Source organism: Pseudoalteromonas sp. TB64 (assembly GCF_000498095.1).
GTDB lineage: Bacteria > Pseudomonadota > Gammaproteobacteria > Enterobacterales > Alteromonadaceae > Pseudoalteromonas.
Genome location: NZ_AUTQ01000170.1, coordinates 1 through 23,250, shown reverse-complemented (window position 1 = coordinate 23,250; position 23,250 = coordinate 1). Strand labels below are relative to the sequence as shown.

At 36.1% G+C, this 23,250-nt stretch carries 20 protein-coding genes and 2 pseudogenes; 14 read left to right on the top strand and 8 right to left on the bottom strand.

Features of this window, described 5'->3' with window-relative positions; translation table 11 throughout:
* A pseudogene (locus L647_RS0114275) lies at positions 1–554 on the top strand (glycine dehydrogenase (aminomethyl-transferring)); the annotation flags it as partial.
* An 875-nt stretch (positions 555–1,429) separates the two neighbouring features.
* On the opposite strand, the gene L647_RS0114265 reads toward L647_RS0114275, so the two are convergent.
* Positions 1,430–3,619: an AAA family ATPase gene (locus L647_RS0114265; protein ID WP_024611681.1), complete on the bottom strand. Its 2,190-nt coding sequence runs from the start codon at positions 3,617–3,619 to the stop codon at positions 1,430–1,432.
* 308 nt (positions 3,620–3,927) lie between these two features.
* Positions 3,928–4,668 (bottom strand): annotated as a pseudogene (locus L647_RS0114260) (hypothetical protein); the annotation flags it as partial.
* Between the two features lie 84 nt (positions 4,669–4,752).
* On the opposite strand from L647_RS0114260, the gene L647_RS0114255 reads away from it, so the two are divergent.
* Together L647_RS0114255 and L647_RS0114250 are read left to right on the top strand one after the other, a co-directional pair.
* On the top strand, positions 4,753–5,880 hold the full coding sequence (locus tag L647_RS0114255) for a transposase (RefSeq protein WP_024611679.1): 1,128 nt from the start codon (positions 4,753–4,755) through the stop codon (positions 5,878–5,880).
* A 187-nt stretch (positions 5,881–6,067) separates the two neighbouring features.
* Entirely contained in the window at positions 6,068–7,378 is a 1,311-nt protein-coding gene (locus L647_RS0114250; RefSeq protein ID WP_024611678.1) for a hypothetical protein, read from the top strand.
* 699 nt (positions 7,379–8,077) lie between these two features.
* Here the strand turns inward: L647_RS0114250 and L647_RS0114240 are convergent.
* Complete coding sequence (locus tag L647_RS0114240; protein ID WP_024611676.1) at positions 8,078–8,323, bottom strand: DUF4235 domain-containing protein; 246 nt, start codon at positions 8,321–8,323, stop codon at positions 8,078–8,080.
* Between the two features lie 272 nt (positions 8,324–8,595).
* Here L647_RS0114240 and L647_RS0114235 point away from each other — a divergent pair, with 272 nt between their 5' ends.
* Positions 8,596–9,597 (top strand): metal-dependent hydrolase, encoded by a 1,002-nt coding sequence (locus L647_RS0114235; protein WP_024611675.1) that lies wholly within the window; start codon positions 8,596–8,598, stop codon positions 9,595–9,597.
* A 74-nt stretch (positions 9,598–9,671) separates the two neighbouring features.
* On the opposite strand, the gene L647_RS0114230 is transcribed toward L647_RS0114235, so the two are convergent.
* Positions 9,672–9,980 (bottom strand): hypothetical protein, encoded by a 309-nt coding sequence (locus L647_RS0114230; RefSeq protein WP_024611674.1) that lies wholly within the window; start codon positions 9,978–9,980, stop codon positions 9,672–9,674.
* 419 nt (positions 9,981–10,399) lie between these two features.
* Here L647_RS0114230 and L647_RS0114225 point away from each other — a divergent pair, with 419 nt between their 5' ends.
* A complete protein-coding gene (locus tag L647_RS0114225; protein WP_024611673.1) occupies positions 10,400–11,098 on the top strand; it encodes a DUF805 domain-containing protein in 699 nt (232 codons plus the stop codon).
* A 450-nt stretch (positions 11,099–11,548) separates the two neighbouring features.
* Positions 11,549–12,235, top strand: coding sequence for a DUF805 domain-containing protein (locus L647_RS01000000124280; protein WP_024611672.1), 687 nt, complete (start codon positions 11,549–11,551; stop codon positions 12,233–12,235).
* A 327-nt stretch (positions 12,236–12,562) separates the two neighbouring features.
* On the opposite strand, the gene L647_RS0114215 is transcribed toward L647_RS01000000124280, so the two are convergent.
* Positions 12,563–13,372 (bottom strand): DUF2306 domain-containing protein, encoded by an 810-nt coding sequence (locus L647_RS0114215; protein ID WP_029880486.1) that lies wholly within the window; start codon positions 13,370–13,372, stop codon positions 12,563–12,565.
* Between the two features lie 499 nt (positions 13,373–13,871).
* Between L647_RS0114215 and L647_RS0114210 the strand changes: the two genes are divergently transcribed.
* The 6 genes from L647_RS0114210 (at position 13,872) to L647_RS0114185 (ending at position 19,207) form a co-directional block, all read left to right on the top strand.
* Entirely contained in the window at positions 13,872–14,726 is an 855-nt protein-coding gene (locus L647_RS0114210) for an AraC family transcriptional regulator (RefSeq protein WP_253948885.1), read from the top strand.
* Between the two features lie 109 nt (positions 14,727–14,835).
* Positions 14,836–15,441 carry an ACP phosphodiesterase gene (locus L647_RS0114205; protein WP_024611669.1) on the top strand — a complete coding sequence of 202 codons (606 nt, stop codon included), beginning with the start codon at positions 14,836–14,838 and terminating at the stop codon, positions 15,439–15,441.
* Between the two features lie 84 nt (positions 15,442–15,525).
* Entirely contained in the window at positions 15,526–16,002 is a 477-nt protein-coding gene (locus L647_RS0114200) for a hypothetical protein (protein ID WP_024611668.1), read from the top strand.
* Positions 16,003–16,178: 176 nt separating this feature from the next.
* Positions 16,179–17,120 carry a hypothetical protein gene (locus tag L647_RS0114195; RefSeq protein WP_024611667.1) on the top strand — a complete coding sequence of 314 codons (942 nt, stop codon included), beginning with the start codon at positions 16,179–16,181 and terminating at the stop codon, positions 17,118–17,120.
* 430 nt (positions 17,121–17,550) lie between these two features.
* Positions 17,551–18,789, top strand: coding sequence for a TerD family protein (locus L647_RS0114190; protein WP_024611666.1), 1,239 nt, complete (start codon positions 17,551–17,553; stop codon positions 18,787–18,789).
* A 76-nt stretch (positions 18,790–18,865) separates the two neighbouring features.
* Complete coding sequence (locus tag L647_RS0114185) at positions 18,866–19,207, top strand: YajD family HNH nuclease (RefSeq protein ID WP_024611665.1); 342 nt, start codon at positions 18,866–18,868, stop codon at positions 19,205–19,207.
* 64 nt (positions 19,208–19,271) lie between these two features.
* Here L647_RS0114185 and L647_RS0114180 read toward each other — a convergent pair whose 3' ends face one another.
* Both L647_RS0114180 and L647_RS0114175 read right to left on the bottom strand, forming a co-directional pair.
* Positions 19,272–19,706, bottom strand: coding sequence for a nuclear transport factor 2 family protein (locus L647_RS0114180; protein ID WP_024611664.1), 435 nt, complete (start codon positions 19,704–19,706; stop codon positions 19,272–19,274).
* 105 nt (positions 19,707–19,811) lie between these two features.
* Complete coding sequence (locus tag L647_RS0114175; protein ID WP_024611663.1) at positions 19,812–20,282, bottom strand: YHS domain-containing (seleno)protein; 471 nt, start codon at positions 20,280–20,282, stop codon at positions 19,812–19,814.
* 126 nt (positions 20,283–20,408) lie between these two features.
* Between L647_RS0114175 and L647_RS0114170 the strand changes: the two genes are divergently transcribed.
* Positions 20,409–21,230 (top strand): AraC family transcriptional regulator, encoded by an 822-nt coding sequence (locus L647_RS0114170; RefSeq protein WP_024611662.1) that lies wholly within the window; start codon positions 20,409–20,411, stop codon positions 21,228–21,230.
* A gap of 23 nt (positions 21,231–21,253) precedes the next feature.
* Here the strand turns inward: L647_RS0114170 and L647_RS0114165 are convergent, their stop codons facing one another.
* Complete coding sequence (locus L647_RS0114165) at positions 21,254–22,366, bottom strand: alpha/beta hydrolase (protein ID WP_253948884.1); 1,113 nt, start codon at positions 22,364–22,366, stop codon at positions 21,254–21,256.
* A 92-nt stretch (positions 22,367–22,458) separates the two neighbouring features.
* Between L647_RS0114165 and L647_RS0114160 the strand changes: the two genes are divergently transcribed.
* Entirely contained in the window at positions 22,459–23,220 is a 762-nt protein-coding gene (locus tag L647_RS0114160; protein WP_024611512.1) for an IS5 family transposase, read from the top strand.
* The last annotated feature ends 30 nt before the right edge of the window (positions 23,221–23,250 follow it).

Here is a 23,250-nt window from a genome sequence, read left to right as displayed (position 1 = left end):
TAAAACAAGCCACTGAAATGGCAATCGTTAATGCTAACTACTTAACGCATGAGCTAAGCAAGCACTTCCCAATTTTATACCGTGGTCGTAACAACCGTGTTGCTCACGAATGTATTGTTGACCTACGCCCGCTTAAAGAGCAATCAGGCATTACTGAAATGGACGTAGCTAAGCGCTTGCAAGACTACGGCTTCCATTCACCCACTATGTCGTTCCCAGTAGCGGGTACATTAATGATTGAGCCAACTGAGTCTGAATCAAAAGGTGAGATTGACCGTTTTATCGAAGCAATGGTGTCGATTAAAGGCGAAATTGAAAAAGTAATTTCTGGCGAATGGTCAATCGAAAACAACCCGCTAGTGTTTGCACCGCATACACAAGGCGACGTGTTAGGTAACGAATGGGACCGTGCATACGACCGTTTTTACGCTGCATTCCCAGTGCCTGCAGTGGCTAAAAACAAGTTTTGGCCAACCGTTACACGTATTGATGACGTATACGGCGACCGTAACTTAGTGTGTTCATGCCCAGCGGTTGAGACATACCGTGATTAAGAGCAGAGACTAATTTTTGAATTTTAATGGGTAGTAAGTCCTATTATAGTTTGGGAATTTATAAAAGCCGTTGCAGCAATGCAACGGCTTTTTTGTGTGTGGTGATTCGCTATAAATTATATGGGTGTAGGTTGGGTAGAGTGAAACGAAACTCAACAAATCACAACTATACTTACTCGCTTAAAAGCCAAGAGTATGTGTTATTTATTGTAGGCGTTTAGCTTGCTGACGCGCGGGCGGCAGCCTGAATAATTATTTGAATAGGTGTTTGAGGTTATCATCACCGATAACGTGAATGCGTTTCGCATTTTTTAAGGATTAGAAACCTTATTCAAGGTTTATAGCCAGATTGCTGGCGGCAACNCCGCCCCTTGGAACCCCACGGCGCCCCGAGCATCTCGCTTAATCCTTCAAACCACAATTGATGTGAACGTAAACGCCATGAAAGCACATCCATGTGCAAGCATGGCTTTCATTTCATCCATGAAATGCATTACTCATCAATTGCTTATTTTCAGGGCGTGATGACGGGGAAGGGTGTTAAACGTGAGATTGGTGTTTGATCTTAGCTAAATGCAAAGTTTATCAGCTAAAATTAGTACCTAATATTGCATCAATGCTGTATTATAACTCTTGGATTGTCGCTCTAACTACTTTACCGCCCTAAGTATTAACATTACAGCTTGTAAGTTTATACAAGGGTTGTCAGTGATCTGCACTGTCGTAGTTATGCGAGGTAAATGACATGAAACAGAAAACCGTTTTAGTTAGACAATATCTGCGTTATCGTAATGGCAAGTGGGAAGATGTTTGTCAACATCTTCGCTCAGCGCCTAGGTAGTGCATAGTAGGGAGCGACAATCCACCCTTGCCATTCACTCTGCTTCGACTTCCATCATTGTGTCATAGTGCTCTAAAAATCCTGTTTTTTTAAATATTTCTCTAAATTTAAAAATATATCGTTGTGTATCTATAGTGCCTAAGTCAAGATTTATAGCGTCAGAGTGTGATCCTCTATTGAAGTATCTAAGGAATGGTTCAAACTCTTTATCAGTAGAGCTAATACTGTCTAATGTTTTATTCAAATGATCCTTTTGATGTATAAAACTAAAGTACCTCTCTAATATATTTCTCATTGCATTTGGTAACATTGACACATGAAGCTTATTTTCAGAACAATCCTTTATTGTCTTCCAATAATTTTGATAATCATTTAATAATGTATCTCTTTCCATAGGGATTACGTTTGTGTCTAGTGATTTAATGACACGGAATAAATTATAATCTTTAGGTTTATGCGCTTTGTTCGGATTTTTGAGCATTAGTAGTTCATGAAAAAAGTATAAGTTATGAGTTAGTATAAATATTTGTTTAAAGTCTTTTTCAAGAACTTCATAGTGAATAATCGATGCGATGTCATATACATAATTTTGCGATAAGCTTGAAATAGGATCATCTATAATTATTGTTCTATTTGAGCAAATAGCGTTATCCTCTTTTGAAGTAGCACCACTACAAGTTTCAAGAAAATATAAAAATGTTATTAAGGTTTTCTCTCCCTCACTCAAAGATTTAAATATATTAGTGTTAGCGCCGTTTATTCTTTCTATGAAATATAACGCTGAGTTTTCATCTGAAGCTTTTAAGTAAAAACCAGTAACTCCAAGAGAATTTAATCGGGCATTAACATTTTTCACAGATGTTTCGATTTCTGTTGTTCTACTTCTAAGTTCAGTTAGTGTTTTTTCAAGTTTTTCTTTTTCAGTTTTAGTGTCTGTTAACTTTTCTCGTAATTTTTTTAGATTATTATCAAAGTCTTTTTGTGACGCTAAATTTAAGTCTATAGCTGATTGACAATCTTGTTTAAGATTTTTCCAGAATTCAATTTTAATTTTAGATAATAATTGGTCTTTTTGAGTTAATCTTGCATTAAATTCTATTATTTCTTGTTGTATCTCTTTTATACAATCATTAACGTTATTTAATTGTTCAGTCGTATCAAATAAAGTAATTTCAACACTTGGATTAGATAATTTATTTTCTAATAGTGTAATATTTTCATTTAGCTTATTAGTATATATTAGTTTAAGAGTTTCTAATTCTTCATGTTTAACTATATGTTCCATAGAAAATGTAGGGTTGTTGAAAGTGTTTTTTATTGTGTTTGCTGATTGTTTATAAGCACTACTTAAACGTTCTAGATTACTAATTTTGTCTTCATATACTGTGGTAAACAGGCTCTTTATATTTGACTTTAAATCATCATTGATTGATTGTTGACAGAAAGGGCAGTTACTTTCATCTAAAAAATTTATCCCATTTTGGACCCAATCCGAGTTACCTAATTTATCTATTAATTGAGATAAATAAGAGTCTGTTTCACCAATGATTTTTTCTGAATAAATATGATTTTTTTCTATATTCTGTGAAGAGAATGATACTACTGAAATATTAGGAAGTTCCTTAACATCATCACCAGTTAACGTCTTAGTTTCTTCAGTTAACTTATCAAAAGTGGTTGTACCTATTTCTTTAATACTCAATAACTTATTCAGAAAACCATCCTTTGTACCAATATTCCGTTCACTTTTAATGCAAAATAAAAGAGGGTGGTTTTCGAATGTTTTTTTCTTATTCCAAATTACGTCTTTAAATGTATTTTGTGATTTCACTTGATTACTTTTTTGTGTTTTTTCTTGCGTAGCAATATCGTCTATTTCAGCTTCTAATTTATTTAACTCTGAAAGAGTATCTTCTATTTCCTTTTCTGCACTGGCGTCAGCTTCACCTATCGTAAATATTCCTTGTTGTGATGCTTTTTCATAAAAGTTTTTTTCAACGAAGTTTTGATTATAAACAATTACATCATCTTGAGTTACTGTGGGGGTAATTGAGCAATCGGCATACTCAATATTTTCTATATCTTGAAAATATTTTGCAATTGTCGACTTTCCTGAACCATTCTGCCCATAGAATAAATTCACTCTTTTCTTGTTTATTGCAATTGATACTGAGGTAGATACTGGGTAACTAGCTATGTTTTGAAGCTTAATGTTATCAATCATGGTGTCCTTACCTTGTGTAAAGATTATTATTTATCATTCATATTACATTAACTTAGCAAAATAGTTCTATCACATTAAAATTAATGATATTAAAACCAAAGGAGTCAAATTTTGAGAGGCAAATTTTGACTACACAACCAATGTCTAGATTTATAGTTTATTGCTCATTGAGTCAATTACTCTGTCTAGACCACTGCGAATAGAATATGAAAATGCGTTTACCATGTGATTAACCGTGGGAAATTGCGTGAGAAAATAAAGGGCAATATTATTGCCCTTTTTTATGCGCTTAAATTTGTTTTTATAAACTATAGCGCTACTAAGCTTTGCTCTAGCATTGCCTTTATTTGTTTTACTATTTTAGCTTCTGTTTCAGGTTCGAATTGTTGTATACGTGGGGTGTGAATATGCCCTGTAGGTATACTTGAATTAAGCGCATCGCGCAGGCGAATACTTCGGTACGATATTTCGTTAGACAGGTAACCACCGCCGCCGCCATTTACCGCAATACTATTTTTAAGCTCGCCGTACGAACCCGCTTTATAGGTTTTTTCAAGCGTGGTGACTTCGTGATTGTCGATAACTTTATAAGGGCCTTTGGCTTGCTGCATGTAAGTTACAGGCAAGCTAAATTTTACAAACTCGTTGCCCGGGAGTGGTCGGCCATTAAGTTTTGGTATCACTGGGCTTGTTTGCGTTCCACCATATACAATATTGGCATTGTCTGGGGCGGTTACACTGCGGCGTTTACCCGGGAAATGCTCTAAGTCAAATTCTGTTCTGCCCATACTTACGGTTACTACCATGTCTACATTATTAAGTGCGTAGTAGGGGGCAAGTAGTGATTCTATTATGCCTTGATCAAAGTCTTCGTAGCGTACAGGCACCATAACGGTGTTAATTTCTGCGCTTATGCCGTTGTAATTAATAACTTGGCCGTCGAGTAATAACGCCGCAACACCTGAGGGGTTACTTTGGTTTATGTTTTTATCGAGTAAAAAAGGGTCAAAGCCCGTAAGTAATATTTTTTTAGTGCTACCTGATGAAAAAGCAAAAAAACCAAAGGGGTCAAATCTTGACTTCATACATCAATGGTCTAGATTTATAGTTTATTGCTCATTGAGTTTATTATTATGTCTAGACCGCTGCGAATAGAGTATGAAAATGCGTTTTATCATGTGATGAATCGCGGAAGAGGGCGTGAAAATACCTTTTTGAGTGATGACGATTTTAAGCATTTTTTATACTGCATTGAGCAAGCAAGCCTTCGCTTTAATATTGAAGTGCATTCGTATTGCTTAATGACCAATCATTACCACCTACTAATAAAAACCCCTGATGCAAATTTAGGCAGAGCCATGAAACATATTAATGGTCTCTATACGCAATATTTTAATAGAACACATAATACAGATGGTGCACTGTTTAGAGGTCGCTACAAGGCGGTGCTGGTGGATGCTGATAATTACTTACTACACGTTAGTCGTTACATACATCGTAACCCTATAGAAACAAGTACACCGTTAGTAGATGAACTTATTGACTATAAATGGTCTAGTTATTCAGCTTTCATCAAAAAAACAGCGACGCCAAAATGGCTAGTTCGAGACTTTATATTTTCGCTTCAGGGAAAGAATCGTAAATATGCTGCGTACAAACAGTTTGTTGAATATGAAAACAATAAAGAAATAAGTACGTTTTATGGCGCTAAAAAGTTACTTTCAGTTTTGGGTTGTGACGCATTTATTGAAAAAATAAAAGGTTATATAGCAATACCAGATAGCGAAAAAGGTATTGTTATCAAAAAACGCTCACCGGTTGATATAATTGATTACTTAGCTAAATATTTTTGTATAGATACACATGATATTGTAACGGTTAAGAAAGGGCGTAAAGATAAAAATTTACCACGTATGTTTGCTATAAAGTTATGCCAAGGTTTAACTGGGCAAAATTTAAAAGCGTTAGCCGTTACTTTTAATGTTCAACATTATTCAGCTATATCCCAAACGGTAAGTCGGCTAAATAAGTTAATAACTGAAGATGACAAGGTCAAATTACAATTCGAAAAACTGCGAGATAGTTTGATGTGTGAAGTCAAGATTCGTCAGGATTTGACCCCTTTGCTCTACTTTGCTCTAAGATCAAAATTGGCTGTGCACTTCAACTGTTTTTTAAACTACCTTATTGATTTATATTATGAAATTGTGGGGAACCCTCAGGATTTGACCCCTTTGGCTGACCCTTTGCATTTTTCCTAGGCTTTAGCGAGTAACTTTAGCTTTAATAAATGCTTAACTTGCAGGTATGGCTATTTATTGGCTTTATTTTCGAGGTGCATGTTTTGTTTTTGTTTACAAATTATTGCAATTTAGTTGCTAAATAATTTGTTGTTGCTCTATTTAAGTTGAGATAATAAAACGGAATAAACTTAATGGATTAATAAAAATGAATAAATTTATACTTACCCCACTCGCTATTGCACTTTCTTTAACGCTCAGCGCATGTGGTGGTTCTTCATCAGATGGGAATTCTGCAAGCTCATCAAATGGCGGCAGTACTGCTCAGCTTCAAACTATTTCATTACAAGCATTAACTCGCCAGTGCGGGACAGATTCTGCGTATCAAACTGATGTTGTTTTCCATAATGACGATGGTGATGCTATAGGCTCTGTTAAAACCGACGCCCAAGGTGAATTTTCAGGTGAGCTACCTTCTGGTACAAGACATGTATCATTGCTGGGCGATGTGGTTGATGAGGTCGACGGTGGTTATAAGCAAATTTTCACTGAGCTTGATATTGAAAATAGAGCTAATTTAGGCAAATTTTATTTTGATAACTTTAGCGAAGGTTGTGGGTGTACTGAATATAGTGTTGATACAACAGCGCTAAGTACGATTGCATCTGATTACACGATATACCAATCTCAAGGTAATGAGGTTTTAGGTTCTGTAAATATTTGCCCTAGTGACAATAAGCTCTATTTAACGGCGCTGTCTAGGTATTCAGTTGATGCAAAAGCAGCAGTTATTGATGTACCGGTAAACTCGTCAGTTATTACGCTAACTGATGAAGACTTTATTCATGACGGTGTTGAAGTTCCTGTTCGATTAGATTTTAATGCTGATTATTCTAGTACTAGGGGTTATATTGAAGCTGAAAATACTTATCAGTTTGTTCAATATAGTTTTTCAGGAATATCAGACACTCTTTTTATATTCCCCACAGTAACTGAGCACAATTCTTATGTGCAGTTCGATTTTATGTCCGACTCGATGAACGTAGATGGTGCTGAAGTTGATATCCACAGTTATGCTCGAAGCGCAATAGAAACTGATGGTGATTATCAGCTGACAGAGCTTCCCACCGTTACTGATGATTTAGGGTTTAGTTTACTTCAGTTTACTGAAAACAATGATGCAAGCTTTGACTTTAGCAATGTAGATAACCGGTTTGCTCGAACAACATGGGGTTATAGTTTTTTAGTTGATGATGCTGCAGAAAGCAGGTTTGATTGGACAATAAGAGGTGGTATAAGCGGTCAAATTCCTGATTTATCTTTTGGTAGTATTTTTCCTGAACCTACCGATGAAGTTATTTTAGAAGATCTAACGTTATTACTTTATGGCTATGCTGGTAATGCAACCGATGCTAACAGTTATGCACAGTTATTAGATACGATTTCTGAAGGTGGACACTTAACTAAGCCTGAATTTAGTAATTACGTATATATATTCATAGGTGCTGAGTTATATTAGTAGTCGCGTTTGATTTTGTAGTATAAGACCACATTTTTGGCCTTATATATTAAAAGGCAACCAAAGGGGTCATCTTTGGCTCCGACCCCTTTGGTTTGCTTGTAACGGTTAAGAAAGGGCGAAAAAAGAAAAACTTGCCACGTTGGTTTGCTATAAAGCTATGCCAAGATTTAATGGGGCAAAATTTAAAAGCGTTAGCCGTTGCTTTTAATGTTCAACATTATTCAGCCATATCCCAAACGGTATGTAGGCTAAATAAGTTAATAATTGAAGATGGTAAGGTCAAATTACAATTCGAAAAACTGTGAGATAGTTTGATGTATGAAGTCAAGATTTGACCCCTTTGGCTTTGACCCCTTTGGCTTGACCCCTTTGGCTTTTTAGACCCCTTTGGCTTTTTACTTGAAGGAACAACAGGCTCGCTATCTATAATGCAACAAGCCATAAAAAAGTGTAATTACTAAGTAAAACTCAGGATTAAATTGTTATTGATCTTTAAGGGGATCCTCAGAATTTTACCTCTTTGGCTTCACACATTAATAATCTAACTGACTACCTATTAACCGGCTAAGACGAATCCTAGAGCGGTGGCTTGGTTGCGCTCAATTTAAGCATGTACCTTAATTGCTAAAAATAATAGTGTAGATTAAATACCTCTTATAAATACTAATACTTATAAGAGGTATCAATAGGGAAGGTTTATTTGGAGCGGCGCTTGTCTAGTACATAACGAACGGCCATTCTAGCAACACCAGCACCAATACCTGAAACTACTGCCCATGTAACAGCTTCTTTAAGATCTTTTTCTTCGCTTGGCTTGTCTTTTGGGGCGGGTTCGTTGGTAACCTTTTCCCACGATTTTTGTAAAGTTTTCCTTGTTAACATACCTGCTGATGCTGCAGCTAGCCCTATACCTACGGTCGTAATTAGTTGTTTATTACTCATAATGTTCTCCTTTTTATAAATAACGGTGGCGTTATTTATGTGTAACTTTTTAAGTAAGAACAGTAGTACCAGCAATTTATATACCGATAGAACCGTAAAGCTTTAAATCGGGCTATTTTAAAACCAACACTTTAAAACCTACACTTTGATACTCTCTCGCTAAAGCTAGATTCAACTAAGCCTAAAAAACTAAATACTTATTAAGATCGACAGTGCCAGCGAAGCAGTACATTATATTGCGTGTTTAAAATGATTTTTAAAAGGAGCTTTCGTTGGATTCACTCACACAAGTGGTGCTTGGTAGTGCTGTTGCTTATGCCACATTGGGTAATAAACTAGGTCGTAAATCTTTATTGGTTGGGGCTGCGTTTGGTACTTTACCCGATTTAGATGTGCTAATTAACTTTGGTGGCGATGTTGAAAACTTTGTTTATCACCGTAGTTTTAGTCATTCTTTATTTATACAGCTGTTAATGAGTCCCTTGTTTGCTTGGCTTTTACTTAAAATGAATTGGGCTAAAGGCGTAACTATGTCGCGCTGGTCGGTTGCTATTTTTTTAATTTTAAGTACCCATTCTTTACTCGATAATTTTACTGTTTATGGCACACAGTTGTTGTGGCCGTTGTCGACTCATCCCTTTAGTGTTTCGAGCATATTTATTATTGATCCTGCGTATACTTTGCCTCTTGTGTTGTCTTGTATCGCGTTGTGTTTTGCACGTATGAGCCCGTATGCACAACGTATTAATACCAGCGCATTGGTCATCAGTTCAATGTATTTAGTTTGGGGTTTTGCGGCTAAATACCACATTAATAATAAAATTTATCAGGCGCTGAACACACAAAATATCACATTTACACATTTTGAAAGTACACCAACTCCGCTTAACACTTTGCTATGGCGCGCTGTTGGTGTTACTAAACAAGGCCATTATGAAATTTATGCGTCTGTGTTTGATGAAGTTAAAAATGTTGATATTCAGTTTTACCCTACAAAAAACGCGTTGCTAACTAAGCTTAATGATGCAAAGCAAATCACGTTATTACAACAATTTACGAAAGGGCTATACGGTGTTTACCAGCAAGATGAAAAGGTTATTATTAGTGATTTAAGAATGGGGTTGGAGGGTAATTATGTGTTTTCATTTGTGGTTGCTGAGCAAAAAGATCAGCAGCTGATCCCTGGGCAATATCAAAAGCTCAGTAATCGATTGCCGTTAGATAAAATTAAGCTCATTTTTGCTCGTATTACGGACCCTAATATCGATTTATAAACGAGCGTGGCTGTGTCCACGCTTTTTAATAATAGGTTTTAGCTAAAGATTACCTGCTATTGCCAAAGTCTGATTTAGTCGTCAGGTCCTTTTAGCGTAAATATTAAATGTTTGCGCATATCTTTTAAAATAACGCCTTTTTTGAGCATTGCACCACTTAAGCGTTTTTGCCATTTTAATAAATCAGGCTCTGCCGCCGTTAAAGCTTGCTCGTTTTCAAACTGAAAACACAGCAATAAAGATCCAGGAAATAAGTGGTATTTAACGTCAAACCAGCATTGCAGCATACCAGGGAGTTCAGCGCGACCTTGTTCTTCTAATTTGTCAGCAATATTAAGCACAATAGCCTGCTGCTTTATTTGCACTGCAGAGAGTTTTTTCATTGTTTAAATCCAAGTTAGCGGCTAAAAAATGCAGCCGGAATATAGGCATTATACGCAAGCTTGTAGGTAGGCAACAACTTTGAAAGAGGATTAGTGTTCAATAGGGTGTTTATGTTTAAAATTAAGAGAGCTATGTTGGGAGACGCCTCCAGTTTTTCCAATCTATGTAGGTCGTATAAGTGGCGTAGTCGCACCATCCGACATTTTTATTACCATCATATTAAACCCTTCAACAATAAATTATATTAACTAAGCGCTGTGTAGAAGTAAGGCGACTCAGTGCTCTCTTTTTACTGCGTTAATCATACATAATTGTAATTTAGTCAATAAAAGTGTTTATGCTGTTCCTCCTTTATTGACAGTAAGGTTGAGTCGTGTAGTCTTCTTTTTACTTTAAAATACAGGCTATAAGGACAGTAATGCTTTGTTACACCGGACTTGAATGTCTTCAATATTCGATTGAAATTGTTTACCCATTATCTGAACCTCTTTTTAATGTTTTTTTATTAGCTATTAGCTTATCTTTAAAAAATATACCAGGGCGCTCTTGGTTGGTAGGTTTTGCAATATGCAGCTTAATCTCATCGATTTTGTATGGCATATTTTATTTTATTCCGATGAACTATCCTGAATATACCGAATACTCTTATGCATACAGATTTACGACCCGTTTAATCTACAAGTTTGGTTTTTTTATACTCTTACCTGTGTTTTTATTTAATTTATGGAGTAGTAAAACATTTAACCTTTCTGCCGTGAGCATTCTTTTTTCATGGCGAGGACGGGTTACTCGAAGTATTTATTGGGGGGCTGGTATAGCTAATGCGATTTTATTATTAGCAATTATCGATGGAATTATTTCACTTGGATACCTTCCAACCGAGGAAACGTGGTTTTCTATAGGTTTTAAGTATTTTACCGTGCTTACAGTATTAGGGTTTTCGATGTGGACTAACTTAATAGTAACGATTAAGCGTTGGCATGACCTTAATATGTCTGGCTGGATGACACTATGCCTTTTGATACCGTTTATCGGTGCAATTGGTTGTATGATTTACTTAGGTTTTGTTAAAGGTAAAAAGGATAAAAATCGTTTTGGTGAAGCGCTTATTCAATAAGAGCTAACAAAAATGGCACCTGTCAAAAGCTCCCTGCCTGAGCTTAACTTTTAATGGGTGACCCTTGTAAAGCACACTGTAGCGGATGTAGGGGAAATACTTAAACGTGAGTTGGGTATTTGGGTTTTGCAAAATGCAAAACCTGCCCTCATCTTATAGTGGTTTACTTAAAAAAATGGNCTGCCGTAACGTGTTAATAGCCCCTATAAGCTAGTTAAAATTAAATATAGCATTTAATAGTTTGGGTTAAGCAACGACGTTTTATTACTCATGCAGTAACAAAAAAAACGCAGCAATAGTGATAGTAAAACAGAGCTGATTCTTCACTGAATTAATCATACACAATTGTAATTTAGTCAATAAAAGGGGTCGTGCGTTCCTTATTTATTGACAGTAAGGTTGGGTCGTGTAGTCTTCTTTTTACTTTAAATACAAACTATAAGGACAGTAATGTTTTGTAACACTGGAATAGAATGTCTTCAAAACCCGATTGAAATTATTTATCCACTCCCTGAACTTCTTTTTAATGTTTTCTTATTAGCTATTAGCTTGTCTTTAAAAAATATACCAGGGCGCTCTTGGTTGACAGGTTTTGCAATATGCAGCTTAATATCATTGATTTTTTATATTATTCCGACGTATTTCCCTATCTATACCGAGTTCTTTGATGCGTTTAGATTTACAACTCATTTAATCTACCAGTTTAGTCTTTTTATACTCTTACCTGTATTTTTATTTAATTTATGGAGTAGTAAAACATTAAACCTTTCTGCCGCGAGCATTCTTTTTTCATGGCGAGGACGGGTTACTCGAAGTATATATTGGGGTGCTGGTATAGCTAATGCGGTTTTATTCTTAATAATTATCGATGGGATTATTACAAATGATTACTTTCCAAGCGAGGAAACGTGGCTTTCTATAGGTCTTAAGTATTTTACCGTGCTTATAGTATTAGGGTTTTCGATTTGGGCTAACTTAATAATAACGATTAAGCGTTGGCATGACCTTAATAAGTCTGGCTGGATGACATTATGCCTTTTGATACCGTTTATCGGTGCGATTGGTAGTATGATTTACTTAGGTTTTGTTAAAGGTAAAAAGGATAAAAATCGTTTTGGTGAGGCACTTATTCAATAAGAGCTAACAAAAAGGGCACCTGTCAAAAGCTACCTGCTTGAGCGGAACTTTAATGGGTGACCCTGTAACAGATAAAGCTGAAAATGGTTAACGCATGGTGGGCGTTTTAGCTTGGCGAAGTGCAAAACCTAACACCACGCCTTTTGGCTCTCATGTATTATTCATCAAAATTTTTATTTAAACTTAATACATTTCTTTTTAATAAATCAGAGTCTAAAAAAATTATATGTCGATATTTTCTCTGTAATGACTTAGAAGATAGTAAAACCTGAAAGAAATATTGGTAAATACACAACCTGAGCCTACACGTTAGAGTTTTAAAGTTAATTAGCCGACGATTGCCGGATACCAATTGGCTAACACCACACCAGATAAGCCCACTAAAAATATTAGCGATATCAAAACCATAATGCTTGCGGTGGTAATTAAAATAATTGTATTTGTTGTTTTTTCAGCATATCTTATTAACTCTGCGATGCCCAAAGGGAGCACATAAGAGCAAATGCTCACCGCTAATACGGTTGGACCTGTGAACGTTGCAGTATCAATACCTAAAGTACCAAATATTAAAAACCAAGCAAAAATTATTAATCTAAAAAATAGTACTCCATTTGCAGCCAAGTACAGGCGAATTGCCCATATCTGGTGATGTTTTATATTACGCGTTTTAGCGGCTCTTACAGCAAAAATACTCGATAAAATGACCACGCAACCACCAAATATAGTCAGCCCTTGCGTCAGAGGGCTACCAACGCTCCCCCTAACCACCATAAGATAAATACCGGCTAGTGAAATGGTGCAAGCTAGTAATACGAACAGACGCCCGTTATAGCGATGAAATTTTGTGTATTTTACTCTTAATGTAGGTATTAGTTGCAAGCTACCACCAATTATCATCACTATGGCAAGCAATACATGTGCTGCATACATTAAATTGCCAGTGGGGTCGTTAGCTATATAGGCCGTTTTGTTGAGTAGGCTCCACCCAGATAAGCCAGTTGTAACGCTGGTAAGTCCATACCCTAAAATAAGGTAAGTGACAAAGCAGCCTTGTGCAATGAGTAAGCAAGCAAACCACATTTTTTTACTTATAGAGAGTAACTGATTGGGTGTTTTTTTGATTCTATGTATTAGCATGTTTTTTTCATCAATTATTTTTAATATCCCAAATATAAAGAGTTACACGGTGTTTTCTTCTCAAGTTTGGAATTTGAGTAACGAAATATGGAGAGTTTTAATCTTTAGGTGAACTGCTACAGACACATCCACTAACAAAGTCTTTTTGCTTACTCAAAAGTTAGTTTGTACTATGTTAATTATGCTAAGACTATTTGTATGCACCTCACCTTAAGAGCACATTATTATGCAAAATACCTCTCTTTATTTTTTGCTCATTTTTATTTGTATGGGCTTAATGCTTTTAAATATACTAAATAAAGATAAGCAGCTGGTTCACTATTTATTTATCATATTATGTGGCTCGCTTTGCATGGTTGGTGTGCAAAAAATCAGTGCGCCTAGCTTGGGGGAATATCAATATTTTATTGGGTTGTTTACTTGTGCAACATGCAACGTGTCATGGTTAATATCGCGTGCTTTATTTCGTGAAAACCAACCTATCTCGCGCAGGCATGTGGTGTATGCTGCAACTATTGCTGGCTTGATCTTGTTTAACCAAACATGGCATTACTTGGTGAGTCTTGATCTCCAACTACTGCCAGATGGTCATATAATGTGGCGGTTAAAACGAGGGGTGAATGAAATAACGACCTTACTTTCATCAAGTATTTTGGTGCTTTCTTTTTGGGAATCTATTAGAAATTTCAATAACAAAACACAGTCCCAGCAAGTGCAGTCAGTGATTTTTGCCAGCGCTTACTTTTTAGCCGTTTTTAATGCAAGTATATTACCTGTATTTATATTAAATACCGCTGAAATTGAGCTGTACAGCCCCATCATTATTACCTCTTCTGCACTTTTAATTGTAATAGCGATGCAAGCTGTAATAGTTCTCCAAGCAAGAGTTGCTTACAACAAGAAGCAAAAGTGTGATTCTGTCTCTGATGACGATAAGATAAAGCATCTTAGCGAGAGTGCTATTCAACAGGGTAAGGTATCACCAGAATTGATTGTTGGAATTGCTAAGCAGATAAATGAACAACAGTTATTTTTGCAAGCTAACCTGAAAATTTCAGATTTAGCACAAGCACTGATGGTACCTGAATACAAAATTAGCCAAGCGATTCGTTATCACTATAAAGCGGCTAACTTTAATCTGTTTATTAACCAGTACCGTGTTAATCATGCGAAAGCTTTATTGGCAAGTGAACAAGCTAAAGAGTGGGGTATTTTAAGTATTGCACTTGAGAGTGGCTTTTCTTCCCTTGCCACCTTTAATCGTGTGTTTAAAAGTATAGTGGGCAAAATACCTAACGAATATCGCAAACAAAATGTTAACTATAATAAGATTAAGCTAGGGATTGCTGATTAACTTATTGTGAGCATGGCATTATTTTTATAGCTGTAATTGAGGTTTGTGAGCATGAAGTGTTAGCTCATGATTTTAAACGTTAATAAGTATAAACTTCTCAAGGAAAACTTTGAATTATTTAGCTCACCTTTATTTAGCACAACCCACAGCCGATTCTCACTTTGGGAACTTGCTTGGTGACTTTGGTGGTAAAAGGCACGTAGAACAACTACCAAATACAGTTAAAAATGGGCTCGATAATCACTACTTGGTCGATAAATTTACTGACTCTCATCCTGTAGTTAAACAAGCCAAACAGTACTTTTCACCCGCGCGTAAGCGCTTTGCTGGTGTGGCTATTGATGTGATGTTTGATCATTTTTTAATTGCGCACTGGCAGCGCTTTAACAGTCAACCTTTAAGTGATTTTAAGCACACCAGTTATCAGCTTTTGAATAACCGCATACCAGTTATGCCCCCGCGAATGCAGCATGTTGTAACAAGCATGACTAAAAACGATTGGTTTAAAGAATACGAAACCGTTGAGGGGGTTGGGGTCGCACTTGATAATATTGCTAAGCGCATTCGCTTTACTAATAACTTTGCGGGCGCTGCTGACGATATTGCGCATAACTACGATGAATTAGAAGCGGTGTTTTTAGCGTTTTTTCCTGAGCTGATTAAGCATGTAAATGAGTTTAACCTGGAAAACGCACAAAGGCTGAAACGTAAATAGTGTTGTTTACTGTAAGTACGTGCTATTTGGTAAGTTACTGTTTAATTTGATTTTTAAGTTAAATAACCGGTTTAGAGGTGCACAATGACAACCAAAGATTTATCAATAAGCTATTCGATACCTAAACTAAAATATAGTTTAGCCTGTGCTGTAGCTATTGTATCAAGCGTTATTAGTTACTCATCATTAGCATTTACTATATTAATAATGCTTTGGCCATATAGCGCCGCAGAGGAATTAGGTTTTAGGGTTATCGTTTTTTTTATTGGTATATGTATATGCATTGTTTTTGGTGCATTTGTAGCGTTAGGTAAGCGTTGGGTTATTAAAATTTATAACTTATTAGCATTAAGCGCTATTGGTGCATCTCTTGTTTATATTACTCATTTAACGTTTTGGTCGTTAAGTGAGCGCTCCTCAAATGGTTTTACACTTTCAATTTTATTTATCGTACTCAATTTTATGCTGTTGTTACTTTTTAGAAGTAAGTATTTAAAAGTGAGTGTTAATGTTATTAAAAGACTTAAAAAGCGTGGAATGAACAATAAGACTATAATTTGAAAATCTTTATACGCTTTTTATTTGAAGCCAAAGTTTAATCATTTTTCTCATTTATTCTTCTCAATATGGCTGTTATGTAAGTTTTATTTAATCTTTTTAAATTTGTTAATGTTTTGTGATAATTTAAGGTGAAAAAAAGGCTACTCTAATACAAATTAATTTTATGAGTACTTTTAATGAAACGCCATAACTTGGTTATTGTGAGCTTTGCCATTTTGTCTATACTACAGTCTGATGCTGCGTTGGCTTTTGATTTTGACTTTGATTTAAAATCAATACGAACAACTATTTCAAATCCAAGTACCAGTCATACGTTAATATATGATGACTTGGCTAGGAGCAATCAAAAAACACTGTTTTCGTTAGAGCCCATAAATAACCAGCGAGTAGGCGTGTTTTTTGATATTAACGATATTGAAATTGGTTATTCAGCCGATATTTTTAATGATGATATTGAAACAAAAACACAAGATGTGCTGCTCTCATATAGAAAATTTAAAAACTCTAAAATCACTTTTAACTATCAAACTCTTGAAGGGTTGCAAAGCACGGCTAGAAATTTAAGCGGCAATCAAACCGATCAGTTTTTCTCGGAGAATACACGTTCTACTAAGTTTGAGTTATCTGGGCAACACAATTTTTATACCTTTAATAATAAAGAATCTTTGTTTGAACATTTTTTTCTTAACAGACCAAAGCTAAGTAATAAATTTGACGTGGCATTGAGCGTTGTTGGCGCGTGGTCTTTTAAGCATGTATCTCTTGAGAGTAAAGATAATATAGTGTTTCAAGCTGATTTTTTAAATTCATCTGCACCACAAGCCACTAAGTTAATTTCTAATTCGTACGGAGCGAGTATTGGTTCACTTATATCATTTTCGTTACCGCATAATGTTCACGTGTTTGCTGAGTACAAAGTAGGTAAGGGAAATATCCGAAATATAGACCCAGAACTAGGTTTAAAAGATTCGGGTGACGAAAAAGTAGCGGCATACGGCGGTGGTATTTCTTGGACCTCAAGTAATAAAAAGCTAATGGTAGTACTACGTGCGTGGGAGCAAACAGGCAGGCATATAGACACTTCTTTTGGTGATTTGTCGGTGATTAAGTTTTTTTAATATTAATCACAGAAGCTCTCTCACTTATGTTTTTGCTTTTGTTATTGAGATTTGATCATTTCAATCTTAAATTTAAATCTTAAATAATTTGGACTCTTCTTCTAAATTTATAGGAGTCCAGTCGCCACATTCAACACTTATATTTTTTACGCCTTTTATTGAAAAGTACTAGTCCCTCGATAGAAGTGTTGGTCAGTGGGTGGCTTGTATTTCTTTTTATCTTTTACGAAAGAAAATGTAAAATCATGCTTAGTTTGTTTCTGAACGCTTTTTAACTTATCGAGTATGGATGGCGGTATTTATAAGTTGTATTCATAGCAAAACAGTATTAAATAAATTGACTAGCTAAAACCCTCCCACCTTAATTAAACTTAAGTTATCATTTACAGCTAAGTATTGTTCACTTCCAAATACGCTTTAAGGATGATAAATGCAATTAATAACAAACGGTCAAAACTTGGTCGTTAATGCGACAAGCATTCAAGTAAATGTTGAGTGTGAGTTGTCTGGCAATAATGCAAATGAAATAGATGTTTCTGCTTTTTTATTAAACAAAGATAATAAAACGCGAAATGACGATGATTTTATTTTTTATAATCAGCCAAGCTCATTAGATAGAGCGGTAACATTGTCATCAGGTAACGCGCAAAAGCAGTCGTTTACTATTAATTTAGCCGCTATTGATGCCGACATTCATAAAATTGTATTTGTGATTACGACGCCATCTGCTTTCAAGCTTGCGTCGTTTTTAAAAGTCAGTGTTGATAACCTTTTAGAATTTAGCCCAACACTTACAGATATGAACGAAACATCGCTTAATTTAGCTGAGGTGTATCGTCATAAAGGGCAATGGAAGTTTAGAGCTATTGGTCAAGGTTACGCTGGTGGCTTAGCGCCTATTGCTATTGATTATGGCGTTGATATTGAAGATAAACCAAATGAAACTAAACCTGCGGCGGCAATAACGCCTACACCTGTTATTAGTAAACCAATGAGTAATACTGTTAATAAACCGGTAAATATTAAAAAAGTAGATTTATCGAAAGCCGGCGAAAAGGCGACTATTTCGCTAGAAAAAGGCAATAAATTAACTGCAAAATTACAATGGGACACGCAAGCCGATTTAGATCTATATTGTTTTTACGTTGATAAAAACGATGTAGAAGAGAAGGTTTATTATAAAAAGTTAGGTTCTTTAACTGCGCCACCTTTTATAAAGTTATTAGGGGATAGCCAAGTAGCAGGTGAAGAAATAGTGGAAATATCTCAACCTGATAATATTAAATATGCGTTGATATGCGCATACAGCGCCGTTAGTAATGGCATTGGTAGTTTTCACTCTTATAAAGCGAGAGTTGAAGTTACTGACGGTAAAAAGCAAAGTGTTACTTCTCATTTGAATCATAATGATCCTAAGTCTTACTGGGTTGCTTTTGCTTTAATTGATTTTCAGCAAGCAGGGCAGGTAACAATTAAAAATGTTGAAACTTACTCAAGCCCGAGTGAATTTAAAGCGCAGATGAAGCAACGAACAGGTAAAGAGCCTAAGTTTTTTAGTCGATCTAATCCTACGGTTAATGGTGTGTCTAAGTATGATCCTGAAAGATCACCGCACCTTTTCAAAGATGGTAGCTTTATGATGTCGGCAGGTATAGTTGAGTTTAAATAAGCTGTTATTATTAAGGTCTACTTATTAGTTTTAGGTGTATTTTAAACACCATAACAACGCTTTAAACAGGAATACTATGAGTAAGAATAACAGTGAACCTCAGGCTTATGTTAAGCAAGAGGAAGGTTATCGAATAAAAGCCTTAAGATTGTACCCTTGGGTATGCGGACGTTGTGCTCGTGAGTTTGAGTACTCTAATTTACGTGAGTTAACGGTGCATCATGTTGATCACAACCACAGTAATAATCCTGAGGATGGCAGTAATTGGGAGTTATTGTGTATTTATTGCCACGATAATGAGCACAATAAATACCACGAACATATTATGTATGGCGGGTCGACTACAGAGCGAAAAGTAGAGGCAGCAACGCATTCTCCGTTTGCTGATTTAAAAGCGCTGTTAAATAAATCAAAGTAATATTTTAACCAAGTTAATGATTAAATACTCTTTCATTTTATAACAGCGATGACTGGCTTGGCAGTTATTGCAAAATATAAGCTTTAGCGACTATTTTCCATTCATTATCTAATTTAGCTAATGTTAGTGCATCGTAAAAGTGGTTAGTAGAGCGAAATAAAACAACAGCTAAACGGTCGTCCACTATGTTCATACTGATAACTTCACCATCGAGGTTTTCACCCGCTGGATTTTTGTTTGATGCCCATTGGTTAAGTACACTGGTCATGTCTTTATATGACTTGATAACTTCTTTACCGTCGTCGTTTTTTACTACGCCAACCATGGTTGCATGCTCTGCTGAAAATGCGCGAAATAAGCGCTCTTTACTTGCCTCCCCTTGACCCTGAAAGTAGTCGTTTACTGCGGCTTTTATCGCGACTTTATCAGAGGCTTTATCTGCGTGTGCACTGAACGATAAAAAGGTAACACTTATAATAACTAACAACGATTTCAACATAAAACTCTCTTACTACTAATAATAATGAACAACGCACTAAATTTGAGGCTGCTGGTGTAAGCTAAAGCAACCTCATAATATTATATTTAAGCTAAGCCTTATTTGTTAAAGCTCTTTTGCTGTTTTATCTTTTATGTCAAACCAGTTTGAATCGGCTGAATTAATAAAGCCTGGTACGTCTTTTAGCCATTGTTTTTGAACTGATTTATCAAGATTTAAATAAAGTTTGTTTTCAACAATTTTGAAAGCTTCTGGGTCTACATCAAACTTTTTCTCCATTGATACACCAAATGCACAAAAGCCACCAAATTGTGGTGCGTATTTTTCTGGGTTAGCTCTAAATAAGTCGCGGTGCTTAGCTGAACTGAACTTATAAATGGCATTTTTATGTGTTGCAGTGTATTCAGAGCTGCCTGTTACCGCTTTGTTTTGGGTAAAGTAAGCAACGGTATCGTAGCCACTAATTGCAATGTCGTTAACGTCGGCATTTGCGTCTATGTCTGCTGCAAAGCTTAATGAACTTGCAAGTACCGATGCTGCAAAAAAAGCTGATTTAGTGAGGGTCGAAAATTTCATGTGTATCTCCAAAGAAAAATTAAATAGGTTTGTTTGTTTAAAACTCAACTGTACTTTATCGTTATTACTTGGTTAATATGCGTCTATTAGTCTGTATTTTCATACCAATAATCCAAAGGAGCGTTTATGGACGTACTTTCGAGTGTGCTGAGTCATTTTTCACTTAATGCGAATGTGTTTTTTAGCGGCAATATGTGTGGTACGAGCGATTTTAGTGAGGATCAAGGTGTTGGGCATTTACATTTATTACGTTCTGGTACGTTAAAAGTGCGTAGTAATAATGGCTTTGAAGTAGTTTTGTCTAAGCCTTCGGTTATCTTTTTTCCTCACTCTACAGGGCACTGTTTGTTTTCGGATAAAAGCGACGGTGCTGATTTAGTGTGCGCACAAATTAGCTATCAAAGCGGTGGGCATAGCCCTTTATTACAGGCTCTCCCTTTTTGTTTAAATTATGAATTAACAGGTGATGGATTGTTAGAGCAAAGCGCTTTTTGGATTTTTGAAGAGGCATTTAAAGACGCCAGCGGTAAGCATTTAATTATAGACCGCTTATGCGATGTGTTTTTAATTAGTGTGCTGCGAAAAGTACTAGAAGAGGGCGCAATTAAAAGCGGGATGATGGCTGGGCTTACTCACCCTCAGTTGGCTAAAGTATTAATAAAAATACACCAAACTCCAGAACAAAGTTGGTCGCTTAGCGCTATGGCTGAGGAGTGTGGTATGTCGCGTTCTAAATTTGCCGATACGTTTAAGCGAGTAATTGAGCAAACACCAGCTGACTATTTAGCTGATTGGCGTTTATCGGTTGCTAAAAAGCTTATTTTAAAAAATCAAAATATGGATTTAGTGGCTAATCAGGTTGGGTACGAAAATGGCTCTGCACTTGCCCGTGTATTTAGAAAAAAAACAGGGCAAGCGCCAAAAGAGTGGTTATTAAGCCAGCAATAATTTTATTTTTTGTGTGCTAACTACTATTCGTTTTTAATTAGATAATTTGAATCGAGCGACCAAAAGTTATTTTCGAGTTTTTGCAGCGGTCGTTTTTTAGAGCCTGGCGATGCTTTATGTAGTATTAAATTAATGAGATCAGAACTTACCGCCGGATCACTATGAAAGTAATCATGACCTATTAAGCTGCCAGATTTAGGCACTTTAATTAGGCTTACGTTACCTACTGAGGTAAATATGTCTTGCTCGTTTATGTTTACATCTTTTGTGTTTAACCTACCAAAACTTAAGCTGTTTGTTAGCCATTGTGAAATACCCAATGCGCTATCTTCTTGAGAGGTGTAAATAGTGATTTTTCCAAATGCGGGCCCAAATTGCTCAGCCATTAGCCTTTGCTTAATAATACCAAAATCAAGATCGGGAGCGGCTAAAATTAAGTTTTCAATACGCAGGTCTTCTCGGGGATTTCCGCCACTGGCTCTGTTTTCAATTATAAGCTCTCTAAGTGTTGTGGTTACTACATCTGTGCCACGGCTATGCGCAATAATATGAATATTTTCTATTTCAGGATTTTTAAAAAGTAGTCGTAAGGTTTCTTTTAAATGAAAAATAGTAAATTGACCAGACTCTTTATCTTCAAAATAGCCGGTTAATCCTGTGGCAGCAGCAGGCCAAGAGTAAACAATAGGTACGCCTTGTCGGTTTAAAAAATGCCAAATACCAGCAAGAGTAAATACCGATTCGTTAAAGGTATTATTAAAGCCATGCACAAACAAAATAACATCTTTATTATTACTGTTTTTTAAACGCTGATTAATATTTTTGTTTAATTGGGTTTCGTGAAAAATTTTGCGTTCTAAAATATCTTCGTCAATTTGGAGCTTATCTTTTACGCGTCTAAATTTATAAGGCGATAAAGGAAAGCGACCTAATTCATCGGCTTGTTCCATTACGTAAGTTAAATTAGCGGAGCGATTTTTAAGATTACTTTGCTCTAATAGCTCACCCCACTGCAACGACTTATCGCCAAAATTTACTTTTGCTACACCGTATGCAATTGATGGCGAACGACTTGCGTTATACATAACGCCTTCTTTTTCAGAAACTGCACGGTCTGTAACATACAGTAATTCCATACTAGGGCGTGTTGATCTTTGCGGTATAAAAAACAAACAGCATGAGGATAAGGTATAATTGAATTCGCTAAAAAACGTTACACCGAACCCTCATGCCAAGATTAATGTTAACAGACGCGACATGGAATGTCTTATCAAAAGTAATGCACTTAAGTGGTCGAATTTATAATAAGCCTGAGCATAGAAAAACGCTCGAAGGCATACTCTATAAGATGCGTACCGGTATTCCTTGGCGAGATTTACCGTCTTATTTCGGCTCGTGGAGTGCTATCTATAGACGATTTAATTTATGGTCCAAAAAAGATATTTTGAATGAATTATTTCGTGTGTTATCCCACTATGCTGATATGGATTGGATCTTTATTGATGGCAGTATTGTCAGGGCTCACCAGCATAGTTGCGGTGCAAGAACCGCTGGCAATGAATCAATCGGTAAGAGTCGAGGTGGCAATTCGACTAAAATTCATCTTGCAGTAGATAGCGGAGGATTGCCTGTTTATTATGAATTATCCTGTGGAAATACGCATGATATCGTCCATGCAGAGTCACTTGTAGACAATTGCCCAACGAGTAATGTGGTTGTCGCAGATAAAGGCTACGATAGTGAAAAACTAAGAGAGTTTATTCGTGATAATAGCGCTACACCCGTTATTCCACGCAAGGATAACAGTTTAGTGGGTAATGAAGATATTGACTGGTGCATGTACAAATATAGGCACTTAGTTGAGAATGCCTTTGGTCGGATCAAACAATATAGAGGGATAGCTACAAGGTATGAAAAGCTTGAACGGAATTATCATTCCATGCTCGCTTTAGCATTTACTATGATGTGGCTACCAATGTGGGCTGATTAATATATATACTACAAAGATCAACAGCCCCTA

Coding starts and splice junctions, on each gene's coding strand:
- L647_RS0114255 (WP_024611679.1), top strand. CDS start 4,753: ATGTCTAGACCGCTGCGAATAGAGTATGAAAATGCGTTTTATCATGTG.
- L647_RS0114165 (WP_253948884.1), bottom strand. CDS start 22,366: ATGGAATTACTGTATGTTACAGACCGTGCAGTTTCTGAAAAAGAAGGC.
- L647_RS0114240 (WP_024611676.1), bottom strand. CDS start 8,323: ATGAGTAATAAACAACTAATTACGACCGTAGGTATAGGGCTAGCTGCA.
- L647_RS0114215 (WP_029880486.1), bottom strand. CDS start 13,372: ATGCTAATACATAGAATCAAAAAAACACCCAATCAGTTACTCTCTATA.
- L647_RS0114250 (WP_024611678.1), top strand. CDS start 6,068: ATGAATAAATTTATACTTACCCCACTCGCTATTGCACTTTCTTTAACG.
- L647_RS0114175 (WP_024611663.1), bottom strand. CDS start 20,282: ATGAAATTTTCGACCCTCACTAAATCAGCTTTTTTTGCAGCATCGGTA.
- L647_RS0114225 (WP_024611673.1), top strand. CDS start 10,400: ATGCTTTGTTACACCGGACTTGAATGTCTTCAATATTCGATTGAAATT.
- L647_RS0114185 (WP_024611665.1), top strand. CDS start 18,866: ATGAGTAAGAATAACAGTGAACCTCAGGCTTATGTTAAGCAAGAGGAA.
- L647_RS0114170 (WP_024611662.1), top strand. CDS start 20,409: ATGGACGTACTTTCGAGTGTGCTGAGTCATTTTTCACTTAATGCGAAT.
- L647_RS0114195 (WP_024611667.1), top strand. CDS start 16,179: ATGAAACGCCATAACTTGGTTATTGTGAGCTTTGCCATTTTGTCTATA.
- L647_RS01000000124280 (WP_024611672.1), top strand. CDS start 11,549: ATGTTTTGTAACACTGGAATAGAATGTCTTCAAAACCCGATTGAAATT.
- L647_RS0114160 (WP_024611512.1), top strand. CDS start 22,459: ATGCCAAGATTAATGTTAACAGACGCGACATGGAATGTCTTATCAAAA.
- L647_RS0114190 (WP_024611666.1), top strand. CDS start 17,551: ATGCAATTAATAACAAACGGTCAAAACTTGGTCGTTAATGCGACAAGC.
- L647_RS0114180 (WP_024611664.1), bottom strand. CDS start 19,706: ATGTTGAAATCGTTGTTAGTTATTATAAGTGTTACCTTTTTATCGTTC.
- L647_RS0114265 (WP_024611681.1), bottom strand. CDS start 3,619: ATGATTGATAACATTAAGCTTCAAAACATAGCTAGTTACCCAGTATCT.
- L647_RS0114230 (WP_024611674.1), bottom strand. CDS start 9,980: ATGAAAAAACTCTCTGCAGTGCAAATAAAGCAGCAGGCTATTGTGCTT.
- L647_RS0114200 (WP_024611668.1), top strand. CDS start 15,526: ATGACAACCAAAGATTTATCAATAAGCTATTCGATACCTAAACTAAAA.